This is a genomic window from Paenibacillus sp. 11B (assembly GCF_030487755.1).
In the GTDB taxonomy this organism is placed as follows: Bacteria; Bacillota; Bacilli; order Paenibacillales; family Paenibacillaceae; genus Paenibacillus; species Paenibacillus vandeheii.
This window is the reverse complement of the sequence record NZ_JAUKNS010000003.1, coordinates 37,030-54,026: the sequence shown is the minus strand read 5'-3', so window position 1 is coordinate 54,026 and position 16,997 is coordinate 37,030. Positions and strand designations below refer to the sequence as shown.

Below are 16,997 nucleotides of genomic sequence, written 5' to 3'. Positions count from 1 at the left end.
GCAACTATTATAGTCAAAAAAATACCCCCATGTGTGGCAATCGTTCTCTGAAACCTGAACGCTGCTGAGCATGGGGGTATTTGTATAGCCTGTAGTAAAGTGTGATTCGAATAGGGGAATAATGGGTTAAAGGTATTCCGGCTAGTTTATTTTGAAGTTTTTCATGGCGGACTGCAGTTCTACGGCTTGCTCATGCAAATGACGTACGGTGTTCGAATGGGAATCCATCTCATTCAGTTGGAGATCCGCTGTAGAAGCAATCTGCTGCATGCTTTGACGGGACTTGGACGTAATCTGAGCGGTTTCTTCCACGGAAGCACTGACTTCTTCAGCTCCAGCAGATACTTGCTGGGTAGAGGCCGATACCGTCTGAATCGTCAGATTGACGTTCTGAATTAATTCGTTTAGCTGCTGGAACGCGGAGCCTGCTTGTTGAACCACGTGAGTACCTGATCCAATCTCTTGGGTTACACGGTTCATGGCATCAACCGAACGTTCGGCGTCTTCACGGATGGTACCCAGGTAATCAGAAATTTCCTCTGTAGCTGTCTTGGATTGTTCCGCCAGCTTACGTACTTCTCCGGCAACGACGGCGAATCCGCGTCCATGCTCCCCTGCACGTGCTGCTTCAATGGAAGCGTTGAGGGACAGCATGTTAATCTGTCTGGTGATCTCAAAAATGGATTGAACAATGGTGCCTATGGCGATCGAGCGCTCGTTCATCGTTTCTACATAACGCAGTGATTCACTCGCGGTCTGGCCAACACGCTCCATTTGCTGAACGGCATCCTGTGCCAGTCGATTACCGTTAACAGCTTCATTTGCAGCATCTCCGATCTGCTCGGATACTTCGGCAGAGGAAGAGGCAATATGCATAATGCCTTGCGTGATTTCTTCCATGGCTCTTGCATTTTCGGCTGCGCTGGAAGCGATGCTTACGCTGCCTTTTTCGGCGCTTTCCGCAGAACGGCTGGAGTCTTTCACCATACCGGACATGGATTCTACCCGTTTGAGCAAATCATTGGAGCCTTCCACAACTTCATTGGAGGTCGTGAGTGCGCGGCTGATCATTTCTTTCAAATTATGGGTCATTGTCTGGAAGCTTAGAGCAAGCTGTGCAATTTCATCCTTGCCTTTAATCTGGAGTTCGGCAGTCAGATCACCTTCTGATATCTGCTTGCTATGCTGAACAAGTTGAATGATCGGTTTGGTTACTCGCTTGATCATGCTTGTGGAGATAAGCCAGCCAAGCAGGAAGACCAGGGCGGTAATTCCGAGGCATAACCAGAAGATCTGGGCAATTTTGTCCTGAATGAACTGGGCATCCATACTAACGCCCATGATCATGTTACTTCCTGCGATCGGAATAAAGGCCCCTTTATGTACACCGAAGGAATCGACATAAACGTTGCTGATTTCCATTTCTTTTTTCTCAATGGCTGCATTCATTGCTGCTTCTGCTTTAATCTCATCTCCGGCTTTCATGCCTGAGGAGGTATTCGCGATCACAACGGTAGCTTTGCCATCCTGTATAGCCACGACGTAGGCCGCGTCCAGACTATGCTCTTTTGCTTTATCAGCCAAGTAGGATTCAACGGTCAGTGCTGCACCATCGGAACCTGCGCCGCCACTTTGAACCTGTAAAATTTTAGAAGCCGATGTGTTCTTGTATATATCCTGAATCGACGTGTTCAGGACCTTGTCGAACTGTGGAAGCACGTAGCTTTGCATAATATTCATAGAGACAGCATAGAAACTAATACTGAACAACAGGGAAGCAACCAGCAGTACGAGGAACAACGTGCCTCTGATTTTACCAGCAACGGTGCGATTTCGAAACATATAATCATCCTTTCACGTCATGTTCATTAACATTGTCGCTTTTCCGTTATCGTAAGACTAATTACCAACGAAAAAAGGCCTAATTTTCACGTTGAGAAAACTTGGGAATAAGCGGATATACCTATATTACAAAATTAACCTGAGGTTGAATACAACAATTTTCGCGATTTAGTGGTTTTTTTTCAGAAATAGATGAATTGATTACATACATATTACATAATATCAATTAATACCTACCAGAATAGTTTGTTATGTGATATATTGTTGAATATCGCTTTTGAGCGAGTAGAAAACCGGGAATCCGGTTACTCACACTGAGGAGGATTTATACAAATGAATACCTTTTTAATCATTTTGAACGTAGTGGTTATGCTCGCTCTTCTAGGTGTCCTGTTCTGGATGCAGAAGAAACATATTTCCTTTACGAAGCGTGTATTTGCGGGTCTGGGCATCGGGGTCGTCTACGGCGTCATTCTGCAACTGCTCTACACGTCTGATTCTGACATCATTACCAAGTCGGTCGATTGGTTTAATTTGGCCGGTTCAGGATATGTTCGTTTGTTACAAATGGTCGTGATTCCATTAATTATGGTTTCCATCATTTCGGCTATCATGAATCTGAAAGGCAAGCAGAATCTCGGTAAAATGAGCCTTTCGATTATCGCCATCCTGCTCATCACGACGGCGATTGCCGCAAGCGTGAGTATTGTGACGAGCTTGAGCTTCAACCTGAAGTCCATTGAGATTGAGGGTGGAGACAGAGAGCTGGCTCAGGGGCAGAAGATGGAGGAACGTCTCGTTGATGTGAAGGATCAGACGATTCCGCAGCAAGTACTGGAGTTCATTCCATCGAATCCGTTCGCGGATATGACTGGAGAACGTCGTACATCCACACTGGCTGTTGTTATTTTCTCAGCCTTTATCGGTGTGGCCGTACTCGGACTGGATCGCAAAAAACCAGAGCAGGCGGAAACGTTCCGCGGCATGGTCAATGCGGTATATGCGGTGGTTATGCGAATCGTAACGCTGGTGCTCAGGCTGACGCCGTACGGGATTCTGGCGCTGATTACGAAGGTAACCGCCACAACGAACCCGGATGAGATACTGAAGCTGATCAAATTCGTCATTGCTTCCTACGTGGCGTTGATCGTGATGTTCATCATCCACCTGATTATTATCTCACTGTTCGGCTTCAATCCAATTACGTATGTGAAAAAGGTTCTGCCAACGCTGATCTTTGCCTTCACATCCCGTTCAAGTGCGGCTGCGATTCCGCTTAACGTGGAGACACAAACGAAGAGACTGGGCGTATCGGACGGGATTGCGAACCTGTCGGCAAGCTTCGGGGCTACTATTGGTCAAAACGGCTGCGCCGGGATCTATCCGGCCATGCTGGCGGTCATGATTGCTCCTACGGTCGGGATCGACCCGATGAGCTGGGATTTCATCATTACGCTGATCCTGGTAGTCGTAATCAGTTCCTTCGGCGTAGCCGGTGTAGGCGGCGGGGCAACCTTCGCTTCCCTGATCGTGTTGTCCACGATGAACCTGCCGGTAGCTTTGGCAGGATTGCTGATCTCGGTTGAGCCGCTCATCGACATGGGTCGTACGGCGCTGAACGTGAATGATTCGATGACCGCAGGTCTCGTATCCAGCAAAATTTTGAAAGAAAACGATCAGGATACATTTAATGATCAAAGCCGTGATCTGGATTCCGCCGTTCAGGTGTAATTGATCCAGATTTACTTTTCACCTCTGGCAGGTGGATGTATAAGTACCCAAGTCTGATCAGCCGTCCTCCGGGTTAACCCGGAGGGCGGTTTTTTACATTCGAGAGTATGCTGGAGTTATTTAGTGCTGTTCAACTGTTGGGAAATGTGATAGAGTATTCATGTTTTGGCCCGGAGCCAAACCGCGGTTCGTAACCATCCCGCGTAATCAAAACTAGGAAGGCAGTGTATGTATTTATGTTTAACTTAGGGTGGGGAGCGGTATTCGTTCTCGTTACTTATGGATTTTTCCTGCTGTGTTACCGCTTGTTCGGTAAAAAGGGTCTTTATGCCTGGATCGGTGTGGCAACAGTCATTGCCAACATACAGGTGACCAAAACGATAGATATTATGGGTATCGTTCTAACGCTGGGCAATACGATGTATGTCAGTATGTATCTGACCAGTGATCTGCTCAATGAGAAGTATGGACCAGGTGAGGCGCGTAAAGCCGTATGGTTCGGGTTCTTCACATTGATCATGACGACAGTGCTGATGCAGATGGTATTGTTCTTTGAGCCGGCGTCTACGGACTTTGCACAGGAGTCGATGAAAACTCTGTTTGGTATGCTGCCACGTCTTGCACTCGGAAGTCTGTCAGCCTATTTCATCAGTCAGTTTCTGGATGTACGACTGTACACTTGGCTGCGTAAGGTGGCACCAGGGCGCAATCAGTTGTGGATACGCACCAACGGAAGCTCCATTATCAGTTCGTTTGTGGATACGCTGGTGTTCTGCACGATCGCTTTTGCATTCATCTATTCATGGGATGTCTGGCTTGAGATTTTCCTGACGACGTACGTGATCAAATTTGTATTGACCGCGGTAGGAACGCCGTTTCTATATGCTGCACGAAGCTTTAAATTCAAGGATGGAGCTTAGACTCGTCGTTAAGTTCGTCCGCAGAATGCTGAATCGAAACACAAAAGTCCCGCAAAGCCATGCATTCATGGTTTTGCGGGACTTTTGGTTACAGTACCTATTTTCTTTAAAATGAAAACGAAAGTGATATGATCCCGATAAGGATTAGTCCGTCAGAATTTGCAGCTCTTTTGGATAGGTTGTCAGCACTTCGACGCCATTTTCCGTCACCAGTACATCATCCTCAATACGCACACCGCCTGCTGTGGTATAAATGCCCGGTTCGATCGTAAATACCGTACCTTCCTCCAGAATGTCCATGTTCTGACCATGCAGCGAAGGATACTCATGCACGTCAATACCCATTCCATGTCCGACTCTGTGCAGGAAGCGCTCGCCATATCCGGCTTCTTCCGTAACCTGACGCGCCGCACGGTCAATATCCGCACAGGTGACGCCTGGCTTCACAGCACGAATGGCAGCTTCATTTGCTGCGAGCACGGTATTATAGATGGTTTGGAGTTCAGGTGAAATGTCACCAAAGGCAAATGTGCGCGTAATATCTGATGCATACCCGCCAGTGTAGACACCCATATCAAACATCAACAGATCCCCGTGTTGGAGCTTGCGATCCCCCGGTGTGCCGTGCGGCAGACCTGTTTTGGGTCCAGTAAGAACCATGGTATCAAAGGAAGGACCGTCTGCACCCAGCTTCTTCATCTGGTATTCCATTTCGGCAACCAGTTCAATTTCGGTTACGCCTGTACGAACGTGGGACAGTCCCTGGCGAAGCGTCTCTTCGATCAGATGAATGGCGTGGCGAATACGTGCTACTTCATCCGGTGTTTTTTTCACACGCAAGGTGCGAAGCAGAGGGCCGACATCTTCAAAGCTGGCAGCACCCAGCGCGGCGGTTAACTGTTCGTAACGTGCGACCGTCACGTATTCTTTTTCGAGTCCCACGCGGCCCAGACGTCCCTGATAACGCTCAAACAAAGCGTAAGGATTGTCCGTGTCTGAATGCGTGGCAATGTTGGATACCGAAGAAGCGGCTGCTGCGGCCTCCTCGTCGAGTGCGGGCACGATCAACAGCGGATCTTCGCCGCGTGCGAGAACAAGCCCGAGGAAACGTTCATGCGGATTGCTCGCAAAACCGGTTAAATAGTAAATATGTTTTGGATCCGTGATCAGCATAGCGTCCAATCCTTGCGTAGACAAACCAGCTTCCAGCCGGGATAAAGGAGTTTGATTCATGAGTGTATACGTCCACCTTTCAGTTCGTTCTAAATGAACTAAAGAATATTTACACTTACCATTCCGATGACAGAACAACCTTCCGATCGCTGTTATCCCCAGATTTTTGGATTGTCTTTGTCAAAGGGTAAAATCCGGGGATAAAGGCGAAGCGTATGCTTCCGATGCAGCTTTCTTTCAGAAAGCTTTTAGCTGCGCTTCCTCAGGTTATTTCTGTCCTCTCCGTTCTCGTGTAAATGTTTAGTTCAATTTATATATCTTCTTTCTATTATAGAAGAATATCGAGGAAATCCAAATGGAGGCAGGAATGATGACCGAAAATTAGCTTTAACTACCCGTTTGAGGGGCAGGTGGGGAGGGTAATACAGGGCGAAACCGCGTAGATTTGCTAATTTGCTTACTTAGATTTATTTACTCGTTTACTTACGTTGGAAATGGACGGTCCTTGAAACTAGGATTACACGATATAACAACGATATTAGAAGGGAGTTGTAATCATGAATAATCGACTAAACGTTCCATTGTATGCTTCGTTACTCAGTATCGCCTTATTAACCGCCTGTGCTTCCGGTGACCCGACGACAGGATCACAGCAGACGTCTCAGGGTCAAGGTACAGGTCAGGAGCAGGCGACAGCGAGCGAAGGCAATGACGGTGCGAGTGGCGGTGAAGAAGAAACGGAGGAAAATGCCGTTATTCCTTACGAGGCTTCCGTGTTGGTCGACCGACTCAATGTACCCTGGGAGTTGGTAAGCGTGCCTGATGGACGGATGTTTGTAACGGAGCGACCGGGCACCGTTCGGGTCATCGAGAGCGGGGAGCTGGCTTCCGAACCCTTGATTGAATTTACGGCTCCATTTCATGAAGAGGGTGAAGGTGGGTTGCTGGGCCTTGCTGCTGATCCAGATTTTGATGATAATGGCTATCTGTATGCATATCATTCCTATCTTGAAGGCGATGACATTACAAATCGTGTATTGCGCTTGAAGGTAAGTGGCGGCAAAGCGACTATAGACAAGGAGTTGCTCGGTGACATTCCAGGCGGTATGAATCATAATGGGGGCCGGATCAAGATTGGCCCTGACCATCTGCTCTATATTACGACAGGTGAACGGTATGAACCGGAGCTGGCTCAGAACGAAGATAGCTTGGGTGGAAAAATATTGCGGATTGGTCTCGACGGATCGATCCCAGAAGATAACCCGTGGCCTAATTCGCCTGTATATAGCATGGGGCATCGGAATGCCCAGGGGCTGGCCTGGAACCCGAATAATGGCTATCTATACGCCACGGAGCATGGGCAGCGTAATTTTGATGAAATTAACCGCATTGAAGCCGGTGAGAATTATGGCTGGCCTGAAGTGGAAGGGGATGATGACAACAATGGTGCTTATCAGGCTCCGCTTGCACATAGTGGAGATGAGACGTGGGCTCCATCAGGTGTAGCGTATATAGAGGAAGGCCCGTGGGCTGGATCACTGCTTGCTGCCAATCTACGGGGGGAACAGCTTCTCAAGATCACACTGTCAGAGGATGGCACAAAAGTAACACAGGTGGGACCGATTTTTGAAGGCAAGTGGGGACGTATTCGCAATGTAACTGCGGGGGAAGACGGAAAGTTATATGTGCTGACGAACAACAGGGATGGCCGGGGTTCTCCACGTGATGGAGATGACCAATTGATCGTTATTACGCCAAACCTGTAACATGTAATGTACAATGAAAAAGGGGCTGTCCCGCCATATTCATGACATATGGGACAGCCCCTTCGCTTCATTATTGACGTAAACATAGCCTTAGGTTGAAGGTTCCGATTAGTCCGCGCTTTCCGCAAGTTCAGCAATGCGCTGACTGGGTTCAGTGGTGTACTCTCCACCATGGTAACAAAGCACTTTCTCCAGCTTCAGGCCAAGCAGCCTTTTCAAACTGCGCAGTGCTTCAGGCATGTCCTGTGTTGCGGGTGGAGAAGGCCCCACCAATTCATCATCGATCACACGTAATTCATCGGCAGCGAGCAGGAATTGCTGCTCCCGGAAGTACAGGCAGATATGTCCTGGGGTGTGCCCCGGTGTATGAATGACCTGGATGCCCCCCTGTAAAGATAGCATGTCACCGTCCTCAAGCACTTTGGATATTTTGAACTCAGTCCGTTGGGAGATCAATTGTTCTGCCAGCTCCGCTACAGGTTCAGGCAGCAACGCTTTGCGTTCCGGTGTAAACTTGATCATGGGCTCTTTGCCCGTGATATACGGAATTTCATCACTATGCGCCCAGATTTCCACTTCTGGAATAGCATTCACCAGGGCACCAAGATTACCAATGTGGTCTATATCGGAATGTGTTAAAATAATGCGCTTGATATCGGACAATTGAACGCCTTCATGTTCCAGTGCGGACTGAAGTTCATCGAATTGGCCAATCATGCCTGTATCCACAAGTGTAATACCATCTTCATCGCGCAGCATGACAGGGTAGATCGGGTTTTTACCCGCAGGTGTGACAATGTGAAGATGTAGAGTCGTTATATCCGTGGATGGATTTTTCATACTGGTTCCCGGATTGAATCCGGTCCACCTCCTTTATAGAGTAGGATCATTGTGTATTTATCATTTATCATGAACGGGTCAATTCTCTGGCTGATTATATTTCAAGTATTTTCTATATTGCTTCACCGTATCCAGGATGGATTCAAACTCTTGTTTCGCATCGTGATTCTCTCTGACGATGGAAGCATAAGAAAAGTTGGAGTGAATAAGTTTATTTCGGAGTTGAAACACGGTGGTGATTTCTTCTTCAATGTTCTCCATTCCCGATTTCAGGGAAATGTGTTGATTTTTCAATTCAGCCTGAAGGATCTCGATATTGGATAAAGAACGGTATGCGGGAGTTTTCATTAGCTGGATCGAATTAAATTTTTTTTGATGCGTTTGCTGGTATAGTTGATTCAGCAGGTTTTCAATAATCATGCATAATTCAATCGTCCATGAACTATATTTGCGCTCTTGCCGTTTTCGGATAAGCTCACCAATCTCTTCATCGTCCCACAGTTTATCCTTTTCATGCAGTGTTGAGTCTGGCTTTTGCTGGAGATGTTGGACCTCCTGTTCGATTAGTGCAATGTCATGTTTCGCTTCTTTTTTCAGTTTCTTGAAGTCTTCTTTGGTTAGCATGCGTATCCTCCCTATAAGACCAATATGTGATCTTTCGATTATCTCATATTGACGTCAGGAGTGCTTTAGAAACTAGAAGACAATGGTCCCAAAATACGAAGAACTTCGGTTCAGAAGGGAAATACCTGATGTCCACAAAGACAGCGATTGTAACGGGAGCTAATTCAGGCATGGGTTTGGCAACTACTATTGAACTTGCAAGGCAAGGGTATCACGTAATTATGGCTTGCCGCAGCGAGAAGCGCGGACAGCAGGCTCTGGAGGAGGCACTACGTCAGTCCGGCTCTACTGGGATTGAACTGATGCTGTGTGACCTGGGGTCACTGGAAAGCATCCGTCACTTTGTCCAATCATTTCGGGAGCGTTATGATACACTTGACGTTCTCGTTAATAATGCGGGTGTCGTCATGTTGAAGCGCCAGGAGACCTCGAACGGTTTTGAGCAAGGCATTGGCATTAACCATCTTGGACATTTTTTGCTTACCTTACTCCTGATTGAGCCGTTGAAGGCTGCGGAGCAGGGGCGGATTGTGAATGTTTCGTCTGGTGCGTACAAAGCTGGCAAAATTCATTTCGAAGATCCCCATCTGCATAAAGGCTATAATCCAATCAAAAGTTATGCGCAATCCAAGCTCGCTAACGTGTTATTCACCCGTGTTCTGGCCCGCAAATTGGCGGATACCCGCATCACGGTGAACTGTCTTCATCCCGGTGCGGTTGGTACAAGTATTGGTGTAGATCGTAATACCGGTTTTGGCACACGCATTATGGCTATCGTAGGCAAGTTACCGTTTTTCCTCTCTCCTGAAGAAGGGGCGCAGACGGCGATTTATCTTGCCACAAGTCCTGAAGTTGCCGGAATAACCGGACGTTATTTCTATCAACAAAAGGACCAGGAATTGAAAGCCCATGCTCTGGATGCCGCCGCAGCTGAGCGCTTCTGGACATGGAGCGAAGAGCAAGTCGGACTCAGACCTGAAGAAAAATTGTAAATGCTGATCATTCGAAGCAGAAGTGGCGACTTCCTTGTGGAGAGAGAATTAGAGGCAGCCGTTATCCATATTAACGGTCTGCCTCTAACGTTATGTTTCAGTCAATTCCTGTTTGAGCCGCTCAGGCTTTTGCCTTCACAGCCTGCTGAATCATCTCAATAAATGCTTCAATTTGCTGAATGCCTTGATCGCCTTGACCGTATGCACGAACAGAGGCGGATGAGGCATTTTTCTCATTTTCCCCGAGTACGAGAGAGTAAGGCACTTTTTCCATCTGAGCTTCACGGATTTTGTAGCCGAGTTTCTCACTGCGTAGATCTGTTTCTACCCGAATGCCGGCAGCCCGCAGCTGGCTCTGAACTTGAAGCGCGTAGTCGGCGTAATGATCCGACACAGGCAGCAGCTTCACTTGCACGGGCGCGAGCCAAAGTGGAAACGCACCGGCGTAATGTTCAGTCAGGATGCCGATGAAGCGATCGATGGAACCATAGATGGCACGGTGGATCACGACAGGACGGTGCTTCAGGCTATCCTCGCCAATATAAGTGAGATCGAACTTCTCGGGCATTTGAAAATCAAGCTGGATAGTTCCGCATTGCCAGCTGCGCTTCAGAGCATCGAGAATGTGGAAGTCAATTTTCGGACCGTAAAAGGCCCCGTCACCCTCGTTAATGCGGTATTTCACACCGCGCCGATCAAGTACATTTTGCAATGCTCTTTCTGCTTGATCCCACAGCTCCTCTGATCCCATGGAATCGTCCGGGCGAGTGGACAGTTCAATCTTGTACTCGAATCCAAAGATATCGTACATGCGTCCGATCAATGAAATCGCCTGGTTGATCTCATCTTCAATCTGCTCTGGCATTACATAGAGATGCGCATCATCCTGACAGAAAGTCCGAACACGCATCATGCCGTTCAGAGCGCCTGAGAATTCATGGCGATGAACCTGACCGAACTCCATCATGCGAATCGGCAGCTCACGATAGGAATGAAGTGTATTTTTGAAAATCAGCATATGTCCCGGACAGTTCATCGGTTTCAGTGCAAAAGTGTCATCATCCACCTCGGAGAAATACATGTTGTCCTTGTAATGCTCCCAGTGACCCGATTGCTCCCACAGACGATTGTTCATCATAAGTGGAGTACGCACTTCCTGATAACCTTCCTGTAGCTGCAACTCACGGGAGAATTGCTCCAGTTCTGTGCGGACAGTCATACCTTTGGGCAGATAGAAGGGCATGCCGGGTGCTTCTTCAGAGAACATGAATAGTCCAAGCTCTTTGCCCAGTTTGCGGTGATCCCGTTTCTTCGCTTCTTCCAGCATGTGCAGATGTTCATCCAATTGGGCTTTGCTCGGGAAAGCAGTGCCGTAGATGCGTTGCAGCATTTTATTATCCGAGTTGCCCCGCCAGTACGCACCAGCCACATTCAGCAGCTTGAATGCTTTGATTCGACCAGTGGACGGAAGATGAGGGCCGCGGCAGAGATCGAAAAACTCTCCTTGGTCATAAATCGAAAGCTCGGCGTCCTCTGGCAAATCCTGAATGAGTTCGAGCTTATACGGGTCCTGAATCTCTCCAAAGATGCGGAGCGCTTCCTCACGATTAACCACTCGGCGGCTGATCTTTTCGTTTTCCTGAATGATTTTGTTCATTTCCCGCTCGATGCCAGCCAGATCACTGATAGATAAAGCATGCTCCAGATCGACATCGTAATAAAATCCATCCTCAATGACAGGCCCGATGCCCAGCTTCACTTGTTCCGCACCGTAAATGCGTTTGAGAGCCTGTGCGAGTACATGAGCTGTGCTGTGTCGATAACGATACAGACCTTCCTCACTGTCCAGTGTAACGATGACGAGTTCGCAATCTTGCTCAAGCACCCAATCGAGATCGACATTCTTACCATCTACAATACCGCCGATGGCTTGTTTGCCCAGACTTGTGCTGATGGATGAGGCGACCTCTCCTACAGTGATACCGGCTTCGTAAGAACGTACAGCTCCGCCTTGCAGGCGAATTTCAATCGGATGTTGAGGTTGCTGTTGATCATTCGATGGATTGCTGGATTGGCTGTTTTTATTCGGATTACTCATGTGAACCACTCTCCAATATTCAAATTTGAAGCGCAAAAAACACCCGTCCCGGAAAAGGGACGAGTGCGCTCAGCTCGTGGTTCCACCCTAATTTGGTTATGAATGCTCCTGAACACGACCAGCCGCCGCAAGCAAGAACAACATAACCCTCATTGGAATCCGTTATCGGGGATCAGGCGGTGAACTCTACTGACAGCTTTGTCCGGAACTCATGAAAAAGTCCGCAAAACTGAGGTTCGAGGTCACGGCTGCAGAGGGGTAATTCCGGTCCGTTCGCTGAAGAAGGTTTCACCAATCCCTTCTCTCTCTGGGCAGCACGCAAACGGAATCTTGTCTCTGGTCATCGCCAAATATGCAGAATCGATATCGATTGAATTGATCTTAAAATCATTGAAGTCTATATCAATATATTGGAACAGGTGTTATTGAGTGTCGATTATATAGACTTGAAATGAAAAGGTCAAGCGGAATGTTTTTTACCCCTGTTCTGATTGTCCATCCCATATTAACCGAATGACAGTACCCACTCCAGAAGTTGATTGAACCTCGATACGGCCCTTCATCGCTTCGATTAACCCTTTCGTAACCGCCATACCAAGCCCTGATCCGACATCGGATGTGCCAGTATCAGTGCCGCGATAGTATCGTTCGAACAGCCTCCAGACCGTTTCCGAGTCCATTCCTTGCCCATCATCGGCAAAATGAACACTGAATTCGCCTGTCTGTTCACCCGGATGTACACTAACGGTCAGGGTGGACTCCGCTGGATTATGGAGAAGGGCGTTAGCGGTCAGATTATCCACAATGCGCTCAAAAGATGGAATATGCACATGGCCATAGACCGGAGCTTTGGCAGGCCGGAACAAAATTCTCCCTTTGCCATAGACCGGATTGCGTTCTGCACGCTGGACGAGATCATGCAGTAACGTATTCACGTCAGTTTCGTCCACAGGTGGCTGGTATCCACCGCTGCGCAATCGGTACGTCATGGCAAGGTCATTCACAAGTCGGTCCATATACATGGATTTGTCCAGCATAATACCCGCGAATTCTCGCACTTCTTCCGGGGACCAGCTGTACTTCTGTGCTTCAAGCATATGGGCGTATCCCTGGATGGAGGACAGAGGCGTCTTGAGGTCATGCGTTATTCCGGCGATCCATTCCTCACGCAGAGACTCGGTCTGTTTACGCAGCTCTTCATCTTGTTTCAGTGTGGTGGATAATGCCTGCATGGAGCGAAGCACTTCAGCATACACGTGGTATTTCCGTTTCCATTTGCCATTTCGTCGCTGGCTGCGAGGGGTGCCACCGATGCCTTTGGGTTCCTCATAATGTCCCTGCTCCAGCCGCTGGAGCCATTGGAGCATATGCAGCATGGGGGAACCGAAACGATTGGCGTACCAAAGGGCCAGGAGGATGAGCAAAATGACAACGGATAGGAGCAGCACGACGAGAGCTGGGGCCAAAATGAAGTTATAGGGATTTTCACCCCCTGAAGCAGTGGTATCGATCGGTATGTTGAGCATCCAGGTTGTGCCATTCTGTTCATCGTAAAAGGTTGCGGTCGACATGCCATATCGATTGGGATAACGAATACGCAGAACCAGTTCCTGAATGCTGTATTTACTGGGGACACCCATGGCTGGTTTGTTGTAAGAGACCAGCTCCTGTCCGTAGGCGTCCAAAATTTGCAGATAGGCACCTTTGGAACGAATGGCTTCCTCTTGTTTGGATTGAAGCACAAGCTCTCCATTGGCGTAATGACTATCCTCACGGGCTTGATCAAGCAAGGATTTGGACAGATTGCGTTCGCCATACAACAAGGTGAAATCCTCACCGTTTTTCTCCCGAATCAACATGGCGATCTGATAGGGGAACGCCTTTTCGGCCCCCCAGTATGCGATCAACTCTCCGGGCTTATATTGCGTTGGAACGTCGCCCGGTGTATTGAAATCATCAATGACATGACCTTTCTCATCCAGAACCTGCAGCCACCCGTGATTTTTCTCGACCTGCTTCAGCAGCTTGGGATCATAGCGGACCGTCCCATCGGGCATGATCTCTGCGGTATTGATCAACTGGTCAAGACCGCTGGTAGCGAAGTCATCCACCAGGCTTACTTCATTCATCTTGTGAATGACCCAATGGGTGGCTGCGGAACCCAACAGGATGATAATAACGACTGCACCAGCAAGCATACCGATAAACCGCGTCATTAACCTGCGACGAATGCTCATGGGCGTGACACAGGGTTAGGCTGAATGAGTTTGTATCCCAGACCCCGGACATTGACGAGAAACGCAGGGTTAGAGGGATCGGCTTCAATCCGCTCACGGATCCGGTGAATATGAACCATAACGGTATTGTCGTCGCTGATGGCTTCCGAGCCCCAGACGCGCTCATACAATTCCGATTTGGTGAAAATACGATTGGGATGTTTGCAGAAAAAGAGCAGCAGCTGATAGACAAGTGCCGGACAAGTTACGGCCTGTCCTTCAACCTGAAGTTCACCGGCTTGTTCAAATACTTGAAAGCGACCAAAATCATATATCCCATCCTGTACGGCAGGAGATGATGTATTTACGTCAGAAGAGGGTGGAGCTGCAGTAGTAGAGGTCGCCAGTTTGGTAGGCAAATACCGTTTCAGCAGCGATTTGATCCGAGCTACAACTTCCAGTGGATTAAATGGTTTAACGACATAATCATCGCCGCCAACGGCGAATCCGGTTAACTTGTCATAATCCGTTGTTTTGGCAGTGAGAAAAAGAATCGGTGCATCGGTCACTTGCCGCAGAAATGGACAGATTTCGAGTCCGCTTTTGCCAGGCAGCATGATATCCAGCACGATGCAATGATAGGTTTTATTTTGGCAGGCGGTAATCGCTTCTTCGCCAGTCGCGACGGTATCAATGTCTACAAATCGCTCTTTAAGCAGAACGGTTTTGAGCATATGTAAAATGGTTTGTTCATCATCAACTAGCAGTATGGAGACGTGATCCATGATGTGAAATGACCTCCCAGGACTTCCTATTGTTTATTGCTAATCATACCATCCAGAAGGGCAATGTAGTGTGAGAGCTATCTTAACGGAATCTTAATTATGATGCCATAGAGGACGCCACAGTTTAGCTACATGTAAGGATGGGTTAGACGAAGGATAAGATTCATTCTGTACACTTAACTGGAAAGTATAACGATCACCAGAAGGGATGTTGAGAATGAGGTGGAGAATGAACAGGCTGCATGAGAGAACTAAGGTACAGGAGCAGCGCTCGAATTACGGAAGAAGTCAGCTGGAATCCACATATGCTGCACATGAGAAATTACAGAGCAAAAAGAGCTGGAGGCTGATTGCCATTACCCTTGGCGCCTTCGTGATGTTGTCTGCATGCGGTAACAGTAACTCGATTACATCCGAGCAGGCGGAGCAGCAGTCCAAGGAACAGACGACAAATACCAATGAAGCCAGTGAGACTACCGATCAGGAAGAGAATTCAGGTACAGAGGTGAGCGCAATCATTACACCCGACAATTTCATCGATACGTTAATGAATGGTTCCAAGGATGCCATTTACAGTCAGATGAGTCCGGAATTGAAGCAAGCGATAACCCTTGAACAATTCAAAACATCTGCTGATCAATTTCTGGAGGGGGTAACCTCACTGAATCAAGTGGTCCATCTCAAAATGAACAAGTTGACTGAGCTTTCCTGGAAGGATCAAACCGGAACAAAAGGGATTCAAGCCTATTTTAGCGAAGCCAATCAGATTGAGGGGCTGTTGATCCAGCCGCTGGTAACCCATAAGGACACGGATGGAAAGTTTACCAAAACCGAATTTCAGTTCCCTATGAAGGGGGAATGGTATGTCTTCTGGGGAGGCAATGATGTGATGTCTAACTATCATTATGAGCATGAAACACAGCGCTACGCGCTTGATATCGTGCGAACCAAAGAAGGTTTCAGCTATAACGGGGATGCGCAGGTGAATGCAAGTTATTACGCTTTTGGTGAACCGCTCTATGCGGCTGCGGACGGAACCGTAGTTGACATCAAGAACGATATTCCAGACAATACGCCAGGCGTTATGAACCCGGAAGAACCGGCAGGTAACAATGTGGTCATTGACCATGGAAATGGAGAATATAGCATCACCGGTCATATCAAGGAAGGCAGTGTAGCGGTCCAAAAAGGGGATAAAGTCAAGCAGGGAGACCTCATCGGAGAGCTGGGCAACTCGGGGAACTCCAGCGAAGCTCACCTGCACTTCCAGGTATCGGACGGACCGGATCTGTTTACTTCCCATTCCATTAACATTCGTTGGGCGGATCAGAGCCAGCAGTTAACCCGGGGAAAGACCTTCCAGGGATTGTCTGAGTAATTGCGGGGCTGACCGGATGTTTTGGGGATGACGCCAGCTTCCTTCCTCCGTTATAATACCGTCATGAGATAGAATTGATCAGGATGATGGAGGAGTAGACATGGAACTGGATAGTGTGCAGATTGAGTATGCGCGTCGTGAGGACTTGCCAAGGATTGTGGAGATCTATAATTCCACGATTGAGAGCCGGATGGTGACGGCGGATTTGGAGCCAGTGACTGTAGAGCAGCGAGTTCCATGGTTTGAGGAGCATTCTTCGGATCATCGTCCACTCTGGGTGATGAGGCATAACGGACAGGTTGTGGCCTGGGCCAGCCTGAGTTCATTTTACGGACGCCCTGCTTACAATGGGACGGTGGAAGTCAGCGTATATGTAGATCAGCAGTGTCGGGGAATTGGGGCAGGAGGACGCTTGCTGAACACGATTTTTGACGCTTGTCCTGCGCTTGGAATCAAGACGATTCTGGGCTTTGTCTTTGGACATAATGAACCGAGTCTGGGGTTATTGCGCAAGCATGGCTTTGAACAGTGGGGGTATTACCCCGAAGTGGCTGTGCTGGATGGCATCAACCGGGATTTGGCGATCTTGGGCAAAAAAATATAAGCCTATTTCAAAGTAAATGAAACCTCCA

General features: G+C 48.2%; 13 protein-coding genes. 6 read left to right on the top strand and 7 right to left on the bottom strand.

All coding sequences use genetic code 11. The annotated features are described in order from the left end of the window. Positions 1-141: 141 nt before the first annotated feature. The gene (locus Q0V21_RS15240) at positions 142-1,842 is read right to left on the bottom strand and encodes a methyl-accepting chemotaxis protein (protein ID WP_079350780.1); all 1,701 of its coding nucleotides are present in this window, start codon (positions 1,840-1,842) and stop codon (positions 142-144) included. A gap of 333 nt (positions 1,843-2,175) precedes the next feature. Here Q0V21_RS15240 and Q0V21_RS15235 point away from each other — a divergent pair, with 333 nt between their 5' ends. Together Q0V21_RS15235 and Q0V21_RS15230 are read left to right on the top strand one after the other, a co-directional pair. Further along, positions 2,176-3,573 (top strand): L-cystine transporter, encoded by a 1,398-nt coding sequence (locus Q0V21_RS15235; protein WP_301879591.1) that lies wholly within the window; start codon positions 2,176-2,178, stop codon positions 3,571-3,573. A 236-nt stretch (positions 3,574-3,809) separates the two neighbouring features. After that, entirely contained in the window at positions 3,810-4,493 is a 684-nt protein-coding gene (locus Q0V21_RS15230; protein WP_301879590.1) for a queuosine precursor transporter, read from the top strand. Between the two features lie 144 nt (positions 4,494-4,637). On the opposite strand, the gene Q0V21_RS15225 is transcribed toward Q0V21_RS15230, so the two are convergent. Continuing rightward, positions 4,638-5,726: a M24 family metallopeptidase gene (locus tag Q0V21_RS15225; RefSeq protein ID WP_301879589.1), complete on the bottom strand. Its 1,089-nt coding sequence runs from the start codon at positions 5,724-5,726 to the stop codon at positions 4,638-4,640. 497 nt (positions 5,727-6,223) lie between these two features. Here Q0V21_RS15225 and Q0V21_RS15220 point away from each other — a divergent pair, with 497 nt between their 5' ends. After that, positions 6,224-7,432 carry a PQQ-dependent sugar dehydrogenase gene (locus Q0V21_RS15220; protein ID WP_301879588.1) on the top strand — a complete coding sequence of 403 codons (1,209 nt, stop codon included), beginning with the start codon at positions 6,224-6,226 and terminating at the stop codon, positions 7,430-7,432. A gap of 108 nt (positions 7,433-7,540) precedes the next feature. Here Q0V21_RS15220 and Q0V21_RS15215 read toward each other — a convergent pair whose 3' ends face one another. Both Q0V21_RS15215 and Q0V21_RS15210 read right to left on the bottom strand, forming a co-directional pair. Beyond that, entirely contained in the window at positions 7,541-8,272 is a 732-nt protein-coding gene (locus Q0V21_RS15215) for an MBL fold metallo-hydrolase (RefSeq protein ID WP_301879587.1), read from the bottom strand. 78 nt (positions 8,273-8,350) lie between these two features. Next, positions 8,351-8,896: a hypothetical protein gene (locus Q0V21_RS15210; protein ID WP_079350775.1), complete on the bottom strand. Its 546-nt coding sequence runs from the start codon at positions 8,894-8,896 to the stop codon at positions 8,351-8,353. Positions 8,897-9,024: 128 nt separating this feature from the next. Here Q0V21_RS15210 and Q0V21_RS15205 point away from each other — a divergent pair, with 128 nt between their 5' ends. Further along, complete coding sequence (locus Q0V21_RS15205) at positions 9,025-9,888, top strand: SDR family oxidoreductase (RefSeq protein WP_301879586.1); 864 nt, start codon at positions 9,025-9,027, stop codon at positions 9,886-9,888. A gap of 121 nt (positions 9,889-10,009) precedes the next feature. Here the strand turns inward: Q0V21_RS15205 and thrS are convergent, their stop codons facing one another. The 3 genes from thrS to Q0V21_RS15190 all read right to left on the bottom strand — a co-directional run bounded on the left by thrS (position 10,010) and on the right by Q0V21_RS15190 (position 14,987). Next, positions 10,010-11,986: a threonine--tRNA ligase gene (thrS, locus tag Q0V21_RS15200; protein WP_301879585.1), complete on the bottom strand. Its 1,977-nt coding sequence runs from the start codon at positions 11,984-11,986 to the stop codon at positions 10,010-10,012. Between the two features lie 476 nt (positions 11,987-12,462). After that, positions 12,463-14,223, bottom strand: a complete 1,761-nt coding sequence (locus Q0V21_RS15195; protein ID WP_301879584.1) for a sensor histidine kinase — start codon at positions 14,221-14,223, stop codon at positions 12,463-12,465. Next, complete coding sequence (locus tag Q0V21_RS15190; protein ID WP_079350772.1) at positions 14,220-14,987, bottom strand: response regulator transcription factor; 768 nt, start codon at positions 14,985-14,987, stop codon at positions 14,220-14,222. The genes Q0V21_RS15195 and Q0V21_RS15190 overlap by 4 nt, the downstream gene beginning before the upstream one ends. Before the next feature lie 229 nt (positions 14,988-15,216). Here Q0V21_RS15190 and Q0V21_RS15185 point away from each other — a divergent pair, with 229 nt between their 5' ends. Together Q0V21_RS15185 and Q0V21_RS15180 are read left to right on the top strand one after the other, a co-directional pair. Further along, positions 15,217-16,365 carry a M23 family metallopeptidase gene (locus Q0V21_RS15185; protein ID WP_301879583.1) on the top strand — a complete coding sequence of 383 codons (1,149 nt, stop codon included), beginning with the start codon at positions 15,217-15,219 and terminating at the stop codon, positions 16,363-16,365. A 100-nt stretch (positions 16,366-16,465) separates the two neighbouring features. Further along, positions 16,466-16,969: a GNAT family N-acetyltransferase gene (locus Q0V21_RS15180; RefSeq protein ID WP_079350770.1), complete on the top strand. Its 504-nt coding sequence runs from the start codon at positions 16,466-16,468 to the stop codon at positions 16,967-16,969. Positions 16,970-16,997 lie beyond the last annotated feature (28 nt).